The organism is Luteolibacter ambystomatis (genome assembly GCF_018137965.1).
GTDB lineage: Bacteria > Verrucomicrobiota > Verrucomicrobiia > Verrucomicrobiales > Akkermansiaceae > Luteolibacter > Luteolibacter ambystomatis.
On the sequence record NZ_CP073100.1, the window covers coordinates 3,711,612 to 3,723,368 of the forward strand.

General features: G+C 63.7%; 9 protein-coding genes and 2 tRNA genes. 7 read left to right on the forward strand and 4 right to left on the reverse strand.

Annotation, left to right across the window (positions count from 1 at the left end):
* Positions 1 to 12: 12 nt before the first annotated feature.
* The 3 genes from KBB96_RS14135 to argC form a co-directional block, all read right to left on the reverse strand.
* Positions 13 to 87 (reverse strand) — tRNA-Val (locus KBB96_RS14135).
* Between the two features lie 48 nt (positions 88 to 135).
* Positions 136 to 1,389 carry a bifunctional glutamate N-acetyltransferase/amino-acid acetyltransferase ArgJ gene (gene argJ / locus KBB96_RS14140; protein ID WP_211630093.1) on the reverse strand — a complete coding sequence of 418 codons (1,254 nt, stop codon included), beginning with the start codon at positions 1,387 to 1,389 and terminating at the stop codon, positions 136 to 138.
* Positions 1,390 to 1,424: 35 nt separating this feature from the next.
* Positions 1,425 to 2,468, reverse strand: a complete 1,044-nt coding sequence (gene argC / locus KBB96_RS14145; RefSeq protein ID WP_211630094.1) for an N-acetyl-gamma-glutamyl-phosphate reductase — start codon at positions 2,466 to 2,468, stop codon at positions 1,425 to 1,427.
* 78 nt (positions 2,469 to 2,546) lie between these two features.
* Between argC and KBB96_RS14150 the strand changes: the two genes are divergently transcribed.
* A tRNA-Pro gene (locus tag KBB96_RS14150) sits at positions 2,547 to 2,623 on the forward strand.
* A 230-nt stretch (positions 2,624 to 2,853) separates the two neighbouring features.
* Here KBB96_RS14150 and KBB96_RS14155 read toward each other — a convergent pair.
* The gene (locus KBB96_RS14155) at positions 2,854 to 3,315 is read right to left on the reverse strand and encodes a hypothetical protein (RefSeq protein WP_211630095.1); all 462 of its coding nucleotides are present in this window, start codon (positions 3,313 to 3,315) and stop codon (positions 2,854 to 2,856) included.
* 175 nt (positions 3,316 to 3,490) lie between these two features.
* On the opposite strand from KBB96_RS14155, the gene KBB96_RS14160 reads away from it, so the two are divergent.
* The 6 genes from KBB96_RS14160 (at position 3,491) to hflK (KBB96_RS14185) (ending at position 11,757) form a co-directional block, all read left to right on the forward strand.
* Positions 3,491 to 5,053 (forward strand): FAD-dependent oxidoreductase, encoded by a 1,563-nt coding sequence (locus KBB96_RS14160; RefSeq protein WP_211630096.1) that lies wholly within the window; start codon positions 3,491 to 3,493, stop codon positions 5,051 to 5,053.
* Between the two features lie 225 nt (positions 5,054 to 5,278).
* Positions 5,279 to 6,118 (forward strand): DUF4394 domain-containing protein, encoded by an 840-nt coding sequence (locus tag KBB96_RS14165; protein WP_211630097.1) that lies wholly within the window; start codon positions 5,279 to 5,281, stop codon positions 6,116 to 6,118.
* A 36-nt stretch (positions 6,119 to 6,154) separates the two neighbouring features.
* Positions 6,155 to 7,810, forward strand: a complete 1,656-nt coding sequence (locus KBB96_RS14170; RefSeq protein WP_211630098.1) for an alkaline phosphatase PhoX — start codon at positions 6,155 to 6,157, stop codon at positions 7,808 to 7,810.
* Between the two features lie 85 nt (positions 7,811 to 7,895).
* Entirely contained in the window at positions 7,896 to 9,650 is a 1,755-nt protein-coding gene (gene hflK / locus KBB96_RS14175) for a protease modulator HflK (protein ID WP_211630099.1), read from the forward strand.
* Positions 9,647 to 10,663, forward strand: coding sequence for a protease modulator HflC (gene hflC, locus KBB96_RS14180; protein ID WP_211630100.1), 1,017 nt, complete (start codon positions 9,647 to 9,649; stop codon positions 10,661 to 10,663). Before hflK (KBB96_RS14175) ends, hflC begins: the two co-directional genes overlap by 4 nt.
* Positions 10,663 to 11,757 (forward strand): protease modulator HflK, encoded by a 1,095-nt coding sequence (gene hflK / locus KBB96_RS14185; RefSeq protein ID WP_211630101.1) that lies wholly within the window; start codon positions 10,663 to 10,665, stop codon positions 11,755 to 11,757. Before hflC ends, hflK (KBB96_RS14185) begins: the two co-directional genes overlap by 1 nt.

Consider the following 11,757-nt stretch of genomic DNA (forward strand, 5'->3'; position numbering starts at 1 on the left):
GCGAAAAAAGGGTGGTACACGAGGACGGGATCGAACCGCCGACCAACCGGGTGTAAACCGGTTGCTCTACCGCTGAGCTACTCGTGCGACGTGCGGAGATCGTTTTCCCGGCGACGAACCGGATCAAGCTCCGAATTACACCAATCCATCCTTCCGCGCCTGCTTCCAGTAGGCGTATTCGGAACGGTTGAAATCGATGTACTCGGGCGAAAGGTCGCTGGAATACATGGTGTAGTCCGCGTCACCCTGGTTGAGGGAAATCACGATGTTGAACTCAGGCTCCGCCACCACGGCGCGGAGCTCGTCCATCGGCGTGGTCGTCTGCAGGCCGCCGAGGCAGGCCGCCTTGCCACCGATGTGGATATCCACCAGTTCCTCGCGGATGCGCGCGCGGGAATAGCCCACGGCGTGGAGGATGCGGCCCCAGTTCGGATCGCCACCATTCCAAGAGGATTTCACCAGAGCGGACTTGCACACCGCCTCGGCCACCTTCTTGGCATCGAGGTAGGTGCGGGCACCTTTCACATCCACGGTCACGAACTTGGTCACGCGCTCGCCATCGCGGACCACCGCCTTCGCCAGTTCCAGCATCACCCACTGCAGGGCGGCGCGGAACTGCTTGCACAGGGAGCTGCCGCGGCGGATGGAAGGCATCTCACTGGCTCCATTGGCGAGTACCAGCACGGTGTCGTTCGTGCTCATGTCACCGTCGATGGTGATGCGGTTGAAGCTGTTCTCCACGCACTCCAGCACCGACTTCCGCAGCGAATCGCTGGGGAGGTTCGCATCCGTGGTGATGAAGCAGAGCATCGTCGCCATGCTCGGGGAAATCATGCCCGCGCCCTTCACACAGCCGCCGATGCGGACACGGTGGCCGCCGAGGTCGAAGGAAATGGCGACCTCCTTCGGACGCGTGTCGCTGGTAATGATCGCCGCAGCCACGTCCGCGCCGTTCTTCGCGTTGAGCTTCGAAACCAGCTCGCCGTATTTCGGCTCGATGCGCATCATCGGCATCGGCAGGCCGATCACACCGGTGGAGCACACGCCGATCTCATTGCGCTTCAGGCCGAGCGGCTTCGCCACCGCATCGCACATCGCGTTGGCATCATGGATGCCCTGCACGCCAGTGCAGGCGTTGGCATTGCCGGAGTTCGCGATGATGGCCCGCAGGTCGTCCTTGCGCAGATGCGCCTGGCTCACCTTCACCGGCGCGGCCTTCACACGGTTGGTCGTGAAAGTGCCAGCCGAGGCGCACGGAGTTTCCGAATAGACCAACGCCAGATCCAGGCGCTCGACAGCGGGATTCTTGATGCCGCACGAGACCGCGGAGGTCAGGAAGCCTTTCGGCGCGCCGACGCCGCCTTTGATCCGGGAGAAGGGAAAATCCATGACAAGGGTTTGAACGGGCGAAACGTGGGGAAAACTCAGAAGTTTTGCAATCCGGCAGTCTCCTCAAGACCGAACATGTGGTTGAAACTCTGCACGGCCTGCCCACCCGCACCCTTGCCGAGGTTGTCCTCCGCGCTGAGCAGGATGACCCGACCGGTCCGTGCATCGTATTGCCAGCCGATGTCGATGAAGTTGGTGCGCGTGACATTCTTCGTGTCCGGATAGCCGCCCCGGCCCAGCACGCGCACGAAAGCGCTGCGGGCATAGGCCGCCTCCAGGCTGCGTCCCACCGCCTCCGGATCGATGCCCGGAGCGAGCTTCGCCGTGGTGGTGGTATGGATGCCCGCCGTCACCGGCATCAGATGCGGCAGGAAGGTGATCGTCACCTGCTCTCCGGCGGCGAGGGTCAACTCCTGCTCGATCTCGGAAAGGTGGCGGTGCTTCGGCAGGCCATAGGCGCGCACGCTTTCATTGCACTCCACGAACAGCAGCGAAATGTCCGCCTTCCGACCTGCGCCGCTGACGCCGCTGTAGGAATTCGCGACGATGGTGGCTGGATCGATGAGTTTCTCCGCCAGCAATGGCACCAGCGGCAGGATGATGCTGGTCGGATAGCAACCGGGAGAGGCGATGAGATCCGACTTCGCGATCTCCTCAGCCCGTACCTCCGGCAGGCCATAGACTGCCTGCGAAAGCAAATCCGGGGCCGGATGCTCGTGACCGTAGAATTCCGCGTACACTGCGGCGTCCCGGAGGCGGAAGTCCGCGCTCAGATCGATCACCTTCAGGCCCCGCTCCAGCAGCGCGCGAGCGATCTCCGCAGCCACTCCGTGCGGGAGGGCCAGAAAGGCCACCTTCGCCCCCGTGGCGGCGATGGCGTCCGGATCCGGCTCGATGAACGCCAGCTCCGCAGCCGGTGCGTGACGGAAGCGTGGGAACACGGCGTGGATCGGTTTTCCGGCCTCCTGGCGCGACGTCGCCGCCACCAGTTCGACCTGAGGATGCACCAACAGCAGCCGCAGCAACTCCATTCCGGTGTAGCCGCTCGCTCCGACGATTGCAGTTTTGATCCGTTCCATGCCCGCAGGGGCAATCGCACGATTTTACGGGCTTGCCAATCCGGATTTCCCCTGCTTGCTTGGCGCCCCGTTGATTTACGGGCTGTAGCGCAGTCTGGTAGCGCACTTGCCTGGGGGGCAAGGGGTCGTGGGTTCGAATCCCGCCAGCCCGACCAATCACCTGATGGTGCATTGGTTATCCCGCAACCGTCCATCGGAAGATGTCTTCCGCTCCCCATCGAGGGCTGGCGGGTGAGAACCTACCGAGCGCAGCGAGGTGTTCGAATGCGGCCGCTGCTCGTAGCAGCGAAATATATCCTCGGCGAAGCCGCTGACTGGCATGGCCAGAGCGCAGCGCAGGCAATCCCGCCGATCTGTCCCCCACCTTGGAAAGAGCACCCTCTCGTCACTGATTGGCCGCCGATGTCCTGTCGAACATCCGCACGAACTTCATGCTGCCGTGCAGCTCTTCCAAGACCACTCTGATCCTCTCCCGGATTGTAGAACTGGAACGGAGGTCTCCATGGAAACCCATCATGGCATTGCTCATTTCGGTCAGATCCGATCGGAGTTTGCCCAAGGACTCACTTTCGCGCAGCCCCGGTTGTTTATGGCTGCCCTCCAGAATCAACATCCGGGAATCCATAAACCGCTCCATGATCTCCGCGATTTCATTGCGGGCGAATTTTTCCGCCAGCATTTCAAGTCCCGCATACTGCCCTCTCCTTACATAGTCCGACTCCATCTTGTAACCCTCGCCTAGAATCACGCGATAGCACTGCAGATGATTTTCCAGGTCCCTCAACTCTCGGGCCGCGGGCGACTGACGTTCAGCCGCCATCGCCAATGGGGCGAAGATGGCCAACATCAGGCGGCACGCGAATTTCACGGGTAACGGACACATGACCAACACGCATCCTACCTTGTCCCCTGAGGTGCCCAAGCAAATATCACCGATCCGCTTGCCCATCGCGCCCCTCCTTCCAGAGTTGCACCCCGGCTAACAGATGGCATGGTGCATGCGGCCGGTTGCCAGCAGCTCCATGAAATACGACATCCTTGTTCTGGGCGGTGGATTTGCAGGCGCGTATTGCGCGAAGGCGCTCGGTGCGAACCGTTCGCTGAAGGTCGGTCTGATCGCGGAGCGCAACGTGCTCGTCTTCCACCCGATGCTGGCCGAGGTCGCCGGGGCGACGCTTTCGCCGCTCGATGTCGTCCATCCGCTGCGGCACTTCTGCAAGACCGCGGATGTCCTCCAAGGCAAGGTGAAGCGCATCGACTGGGCGGCGAAGAAGGTGATCGTGGATGGCGGCCGTTTCACCCGGAACCACGCGATCGAGTTCGACCAACTGGTCCTCACCCTCGGCAGTGTGACCGATCTCAGCAAGGTGCCCGGCATGACCGAGTACGGCCTGCCGATGAAAAGCGCCGCGGACGCCCTGCGCATCCGCGCCGCCATCATCAACCGGCTGGAGGAAGCCAATCTGGTGGAGGACGAGGAGGTCCGCCAGCGCCTGCTCACCTTTGTAATCGTCGGTGGCGGCTACACCGGCGTGGAAACCGCGGGCCAGGTGCTGGATCTGGTCCAATCCGCGAAACGATTCTACGCGAACCTCCGCGACAAGAAAACCCGTGTCGTCCTCATCCACAGCCGCCCGCACCTGCTGGAGGAGATCGGCCCCGAACTCGGCGACCATGCCCAGCGCGTGCTGGAGCGGCGCGGCATGGAGATCATCCTGAGTTCGCGTGTCAGCGAAGCGACCTCCAACCGCATCCATCACGGCGAGAATGGTTGCATCGAGACCAACACCATCATCTCCAGCATCGGCAACGCCCCCAATCCCGCGCTGCTGGATCTTTGCAAACAGCTCGGCATCGAGCCGGACAAGGGCCGCCTCGCCACCGAACCCACCATGCGGGTGAAAGGCCACGATAATCTGTGGGCGGCGGGCGATTGCGCCGCCGTGCCGTGGAATAACAATGGCGAACTCAAAACCTCGCCACCCACCGCCCAGCTCGCGCTGAGGCAGGGCCGCCAGCTTGGGGCCAACATCCTCCGTGCGCTGAGGAACGAAGAACTACAACCGTTCACCCACCGCTACCTCGGCCAGCTCGCCACCGTGGGCGCGCATGAGGCGGTGGCGGAAATCCTCGGCTTCCGCTTCAGCGGCTTCTTCGCCTGGTGGATGTGGCGCTCGATCTATCTCTCCAAGCTGCCGGGCTTCGGCCGCAAGCTGCGGGTGATGATCGACTGGACCTTCGAACTGTTTTTCCCGCGCGACCTCAGTGTCGTCCTGCCGGTGCAGGAGGACCCGATGCCCTCGGTGCATTTCGAGCAGGGCGAGAACTTCGTCGAGAAGGGCGATCCCTGCCGCGCGATCCTCTACGTGCGCACGGGAAAAATCACCGGCACTGCGCCGGGACAACCGGACATCACCTTCGGCCCCGGCTGTGTGATCGGTCAGGAGGAGATGGATGCCAACGGTTGCTGGACGTACAACCTCACCGCCGCGGAGCGGACGGACGCGGTGCTGTTCCGCGGACGCGCGCTGGATCTGCTGCGCGCCGGATTGCGCATCGAGGGCGACCCGCGCCCGGCACCGTAGGTTTTACGAGTTTTCATACTACGGATGGTGGTTGGTTAGGTCGTTTGTGTGACGGCCTCGCCTCATGGGCAGGCATGCCATGTGTCCGCATCGTCACGTGACGATGTCGTGGCCATGCGGAAATGGCAAAGGACCGTCGGAATTTTGCAAAGGTCCGATGATCCAACGGGAGTTCACCAGATTGGTAACCCCCGGAAGTCGTTCCCTTCCTTCCCAACCCGACCTATGAACAAAATCGCGCTCTTCGGCTTGGCCGCGCTCGGACTGGTTTCCTCCGCGTCCGCCACGGCTCTCTACGGCGTCACCGGTGACAACCAGCTCGTCACCTTCGACACCGTTTCCCCCTCGAACTTCACTTCGAGCGTCCAGATCACCGGCCTGGTGCAGTCCAACGGCGTCACCGCGGACCCCTTCGCCTCGATCGTCAATCTCACCTACAACTACAGCGACGGCCAGTTGTACGGTGTGGACACCAATGCGAACTTCTACCGCATCGGCTCGAATGGCTCGGCCACCCTGCTGTCCGCCACGCTCTCTCCGAACGGTTTCGAATCCGGCCTCGGCTTCGACCCCTTCGCCGGAGCATTCGTCTATGGCACCGATCTCGGCGAGCACTTCAACATCGGTACCAACGGCGCGGTCACCAACGGCCCGGATTTCGCCTACTCCATCGGTGATGCTCACGCAGGTTCGGTCCCCTCCATCACCGGCCTCACGTTCGATCCCGCTTTCGGCACCGCCTACTTCCTTGATGCCTCCCTCGACACGCTCTCGATGAGCCTCGATCCGGGTCTCGGCGAGATCTTCACCCTCGGCGATCTGGGCATCGATGTGGCCGCGCTCGGCGATCTGGCCGTGGACTTCGACGGCAACCTCTACGCGACGCTCTCCACCGATGGTCTGACCACCTCGCTCTATCAGATCAACACCACCACCGGCCAGGCCACCAGCCTCGGCAACTATGGCCCGGGCAACAGCCTGATCACCATCGCCGTGCCGGAACCGTCCGCCGCCCTGCTCGGCGGTCTTGGCGCGCTCGCCCTGCTGCGCCGCCGCCGCGCCTGATCCCTCCCGTTTCCCAACGATCCCAGCAACCATACCATGAAATCCCGTCTTCTTACCCTCGCCGGCCTCGCGCTGGCTTCCGCCGTGCCCGCGTACGGCGTCAAGACCTCCGAGCCCTCCTACCTCACCGCTTCCCCCGGCTCCGATTTCACTATCGAGCCGATCCTGACCGTGGGCGACCGCGTGCCGCTTACCGGTGGCAATGCTTCCGACGACTACGCCTTCGCCGGCATCCCGGACGCCATGGGCCTCTGGCAGGACTCCGTCAGCGGCCAAAACGTGTTGTTCGTCGCCCACGAAATGACCAGTGGCGACCACTCGAAGCCGCTGGCCACCCAGCCGCGTTTCAAGGGCGCGTACGTTTCCCGCTACATCCTCTCCAACACCGGTGACATCGTCTCCGGTGCCCCGGCCCATTCGAAGCTCTTCGCGGAAAACACCCTGGTCGCCAACCGCGCGCCGCAGGAAGGCGACGCCAATGCCTTCACCCGCTTCTGCTCCGGCCACTTCGCCGGCACCCGCGATGGACTCGACCGCCCGTTCTTCTTCGCCAACGAAGAAAGCCCGAGCGGCACCTACCACATCAACGGCCCACAGAGTGTCGCCGTCGTCGATGGTGAGATGCACACGCTGCCCGCGCTCGGCCGCGTCGCCCGCGAGAACACCGTGGTCATGCCGCGCCGTGACGCGATCACCGCGATCGTCTCCACGGAAGACAACGGCTCCCCGTCCTACGTTTACCTCTACGTCGGCACCAAGCAGCGCCGCTCGGACAGCGCTCTCGACAAGAACGGCCTGACCGGTGGCAAGGTGTATGTCCTCGCCGGTCGTGACGCCCAGCACAACGAAGGCACCTTCACCAGCGGCACCCTCAACACCAAGTGGGTGGAGATTCCGGGCGCAGCCAGCCTAAACGTCTCTCAGATCCGCACCGCCGCTGACAATGCCGGCGCCTTCGGTTTCGTGCGCGTGGAAGACGAAGAGTTCGACCCGAACCAGCCGACCCGCAGCATGTTCTTCACCACCACCGGTGGCAGCGGCCCGAACCTGCTCGGCCGCGTGTATGAGCTGACCTTCAACCCGACCAACCCGATCGCCAACGGCACGCTGAACGTCATCTACAACGGCGACACCCGCGTGACCCCGGGCGGCACCTACAATGGCACCGTCGGCAAACTCCTCGGCACCCCGACCGGCAGCCTCGGCACCTACTCCGGTGGCGTGCTGAACAATGGCGTGGACGGCCCGGTGAGCGCGGACAACCTCGCCATCAACGACGACGTCATCGTGCTCTGCGAAGACCGCAACAGCCCGGCCGACGCCGTGTTCGCCAAGTACGCCCGCAATGGCGGTGCCTGGACCCTCGACCGCCACAACAACTACGCGCCGAAGCTCCAGACCACCTTCAACTACGCCGCCCTCGAAGCGCGCGACGCACACGCGCCGTTCGCCGATGCCGGCCTGTGGGAGACCTCCGGCATCATCAACACCGATGACGTCTTCGGCAAAGGCTCGTTCGTGATCAACGTCCAGGCCCACACCAAAACGGTGATCCTGAACGCCGGTGGCACTGGATCCAGCATCCGCTCCAACTGCCCGGGCGACACCGTTGGCACCACGCTGACCCGCTCCGAAGCCGTCACCCGCTACGTCGAGGACGGCCAGGTGCTCATCATTCGCCCGGTGAACTGATTCTCCTTCCCTGCCTCCCAACCGGTCGGGCTCCAAAGGCCCGGCCGGTTTTTCCGTTCCTCTCACCTTCGTTTTTTTCGTCTCCATGCGCCGCCTTCCGCTCCAAGGTTCCTTGATCTGGCTCGAAGCCGTGGCCTTGGCCATCATCGGCCAAACGACCGGCCAGCCATGGTTGCTGCCGGTGGCCGGATTGCTGGCCCTGCTGGCCTCGCTGCTTTCGCGCGGCCTTTCCATCGCACTGCCCGCCGCGCTGGCGCTCTGCGGAATCTGGCTGGTTCATGGTCGGCTCCTTCCCACCGTACCGCTGCCGGTCTTTTGCGCGGTGCTCGCTCTGGTGCTGGGCACGGCCTTCGCGTTTGCCGCCATTCTCTCCGGTCTAGGCAAAGGGCGGACAGTTGATCCGCTGCAAGACCGTCTCCACCGCCTGGTGGTGCTCTTTCACTTTCTCGCGGCAGGCGTATTGCTCGCCGGACGCTTCCCGGGATTCATGCCCGCGCTGTGGCTTGGCTGGAGTGCCTGTGTGGTGTCCCTGATCTTCACCGCGGACACGCTGGTGAAGCTGCTCGCGCGACTCTATACGCCACGCCGCAACTGGGGCACGCTGGCCGCACCAGGTGCGTTTTTCTTTTTCCGCTGGCTGGGTCCGGAATGGCGCGCGTGCCTGCCGGTGGCCCCCAGGGACGAGGATGATTCACTCCGTCTCCAGGAGATGTGGATGTGGCCCACGGTCCGCAAATCCCTCCCTGCCTTGATGGCCACCACTGCCGCACTGGTGTGGCTCGCCACCGGCTTGCACGAGATTCCCGGGGAAAGTGCGGGCGTGCGTCATCGCTTCGGCACTTGGGAAGCTGCGCCGCTTGCTCCCGGGCTGCACACATCGCTGCCATGGCCACTCGGCGGCATCGAGAAAGTGGACACCCGCACGGTGCGGGAAACCGTGCTCGGCTTCCGCGCCGATCCCGGCCAGCCGATCCTGTGGGAGCGTCCGCATTACGAGGACGAGCAGAGATCGCTCGTGGGAGGGGGTGATGATTTCCTTTCGATCTCCGTGCCGGTCTTCTACCGCGTCGCCGATCCCGCCGCCTATCTCCGCTCGTCCACCGATGCCACCGGTCTTTTGCGGTTCGCCGCGGATCGCGTGCTGTTGCGCCTGACCCTGCATCTGCCTGCTTCCGATCTGATGACCGGCGCGCGCGAACCCCTGCGCAAAAAGTTCCAACAGGAGCTGCAACAGGAACTCGATGCCCGTTCCAGCGGCCTGCATATCGAGGAAGTCTATTTCCGTGACATCCATCCGCCTGTGACGGTGGCTCCCACTTTCCAAGAGGTGGTATCCGCGATGGAGGACAAGGAGGCCTTCATCCACGAGGGCGAGGAGTATCGCAACGACCAACTCACCCGCGCGAAAGGCGATGCCATCCAGCTCGTCACAACCGCCACTGCCTCCGCTGAGAACCGCCTGTCGCGCACACGCGGCGAGTCTTCCCGCTTCAACAGCCAGCTCGCCGCGTGGCGGGCATCACGGCCGCTGTACGAACTCCGCGAGGGCTTCAAGGCCTTCGACCTCACGCTCGCAGGCGCGAAGAAGGCGGTCTTCGATGAAAAACTGCGCGGCTCGATCCCGACGCATCTCGACCTGCGCAAGGTGCTCAATCCCGATCTCCCACCGAGCCAGAACATCGCTCCGCAATCGCTGGTGCCACGTCCGCCGAAATCCCGCGATGCCTTCGATCTCAGCATCGATGGCTACCTTCGCACCGACCGCGGCGAAGTCCCCGCCATCCGCATCGGCCCGGAAGATCAGGACAACCTTCTCAACGCCACGCCTCCCAATCCATGAACCAGGATTCCTGCAACCGCCGTGTGACCGCGCTGCGGCTCACCCTCATTCTCGCCGCCGGACTTGCGGTGGTCTTCTCGGCCTGCGGATTCATCCTCAGTGAAACCGAGAGCGGCATCGTGCTGCGCTTCGGCAAGCCGGTGCGCGTGATCGAAAAATCCGGTTTCTATTTCCGCCTGCCACCGCCGGTCGAGCGAGTCGTCCGCATCGACCGCCGTCTCCAGCATGCGGAAATTCGCATCAGCGAGACCCTCACCAAGGACCAGCGCAACGTCATCGTGCCGGTGTATTTTACCTGGCGCGTCTCGGACCCGCTGCTGTTCCACACCGCCGTGCATGACGTGGAGAATGCACGGTTGAAGCTCGACGCGTTGGTGACCAGCTCGCGCAACTCCGTGCTCGGCCGCCACGACTTCGGCGATCTGGTGGCGGAGGAGGACAAGGGCGCCTCACTGCCGGAGATCGAGAACGAGATGCTTGCTCTCTCGTCCGATGATGCCAGCCATCACCTCGGCATCGAGTTGCTGGCCACCGGCGTCACCCGCATCCAACTGCCGGAAGCGAACACCGAATCGGTCTTCCGCCGCATGCGTGCCGAGCGCAAACGCGAGGCCACCCAGTATCGCGCCGAGGGTCGCGCCCAAGCCACCGAGATGAAGGCCGAGACCGACAAGGAGGCGACCGGCATGCTCGCCGAGGCGAAGCGCAAGGCCGAGGAAATCCGCGGTCAGGCCGAAGCGGATGCCTCCTCCATCTATGCGCAGGCGCACGGACAGGACCCCGCGTTCTATCGTTTCCTCCGCGAGCTCCAGAGCCTGCGCACGGTGGTGGACAAGAACACCACGGTGGTGCTCGACACCGGCGTGGCTCCCTTCCAGTGGCTGAAGTCGGTCGAAACCGAAGCCGCTCCGCCCATCACCGAGCCGCCCGCTCCGAAACCTCCGGAGAAGCCGGACAACGTGGCCAGCAGCAACGCACCGCTGCCCACGCTCATCGAACCCGCCCGCCAGTGATGAAGAAGCACGAGCTTCGTTCCGAAGGCAGGGCGGTGGAGGCCCTGCTGATCCTGTTGAAGCATCTCACCGCGCATGCCCGCTGGGTGTTCGTGGCGCTGCTGGCGTTCTATGCGCTCTCCGGCATCCGCACCATCCAACCGCAGGAACAGGCGCTGGTGCTGCGTTTTGGCAGGCTCCAGCCGCAGGTCCATGGTCCCGGTCTTCTGGTCGGCCTGCCCGATCCTTTCGACAAGGTGCTGCGCTTTGAAACCGGCAAAGATCTTGGTCTCTCACTCGACCGCTGGGCGACGACGGGGATGAAGCTGGACGATCCGAACAAGGTGGTGGTGCCGGACGCCGCCACACTCGAGCGGGAAGTACAGGAGTCCGGCAACCGGCGCGGCAAGAGCATCGAAGACAAGCAGGTCATCGGCAATTCGCTCGATCCCCTCTCGTCGGGTTACACACTCACGGCCGATACCAACGTGATCCAGGGGCGCTTCCTGTTGCGTTACCGCATCGAGGATCCCTTCCGCTTTGCCTCGGCGGGAAGCAACATCGAGGACCTGCTCGGCTGCATGGCCTATCGCGCGCTGTCGCAGGAACTCGCGCGGCGGAAGATCGATGCCGCTCTCACCTCGGACCGCCGTGATCTCGCGGAGGCCGCCGCGATGTTGATCCGCAAGGAAGCAGATCGCCTCCATCTGGGAGTCCGCATCTCGGGCCTGGACATCCGCGAATTGTCACCGCCCTCACAAGTGCTGCCCGCCTTCGAAGACGTGGTGAACGCGCGCCAGTATGCCAAGACGATGCACGAGAACTCCCGCCAGTACCGCGGCGAGACACTCGCCAAAAGCGAAGGAGAAGCCGCATCCATCGTCCATCGCGCCGAAGGATTCGCCGCGGGAATCGTGAGCGATGCTTCCGGGGAGGCCTCCTCGTTCAACGCCATGCTCGCCACCTACCGGCGGGCTCCGGCTCTGGTGTCCCACCGGTTGCTGCGCGAAACGCTGGATACCGTGATGGGCCAGATCCATTCCCGCACGCTCATCCCCGTGGATCAATCGAAGCCATCGTTGATTCTCGAACCTTCTCCCGAACAGGCCCGCTGA

Bases quoted from the DNA above. Each gene is read 5' to 3' on its own strand.
- argJ (WP_211630093.1), bottom strand. From the start codon at position 1,389: ATGGATTTTCCCTTCTCCCGGATCAAAGGCGGCGTCGGCGCGCCGAAA.
- argC (WP_211630094.1), bottom strand. From the start codon at position 2,468: ATGGAACGGATCAAAACTGCAATCGTCGGAGCGAGCGGCTACACCGGA.
- KBB96_RS14155 (WP_211630095.1), bottom strand. From the start codon at position 3,315: ATGTTGGCCATCTTCGCCCCATTGGCGATGGCGGCTGAACGTCAGTCG.
- KBB96_RS14160 (WP_211630096.1), top strand. From the start codon at position 3,491: ATGAAATACGACATCCTTGTTCTGGGCGGTGGATTTGCAGGCGCGTAT.
- KBB96_RS14165 (WP_211630097.1), top strand. From the start codon at position 5,279: ATGAACAAAATCGCGCTCTTCGGCTTGGCCGCGCTCGGACTGGTTTCC.
- KBB96_RS14170 (WP_211630098.1), top strand. From the start codon at position 6,155: ATGAAATCCCGTCTTCTTACCCTCGCCGGCCTCGCGCTGGCTTCCGCC.
- hflK (WP_211630099.1), top strand. From the start codon at position 7,896: ATGCGCCGCCTTCCGCTCCAAGGTTCCTTGATCTGGCTCGAAGCCGTG.
- hflC (WP_211630100.1), top strand. From the start codon at position 9,647: ATGAACCAGGATTCCTGCAACCGCCGTGTGACCGCGCTGCGGCTCACC.
- hflK (WP_211630101.1), top strand. From the start codon at position 10,663: ATGAAGAAGCACGAGCTTCGTTCCGAAGGCAGGGCGGTGGAGGCCCTG.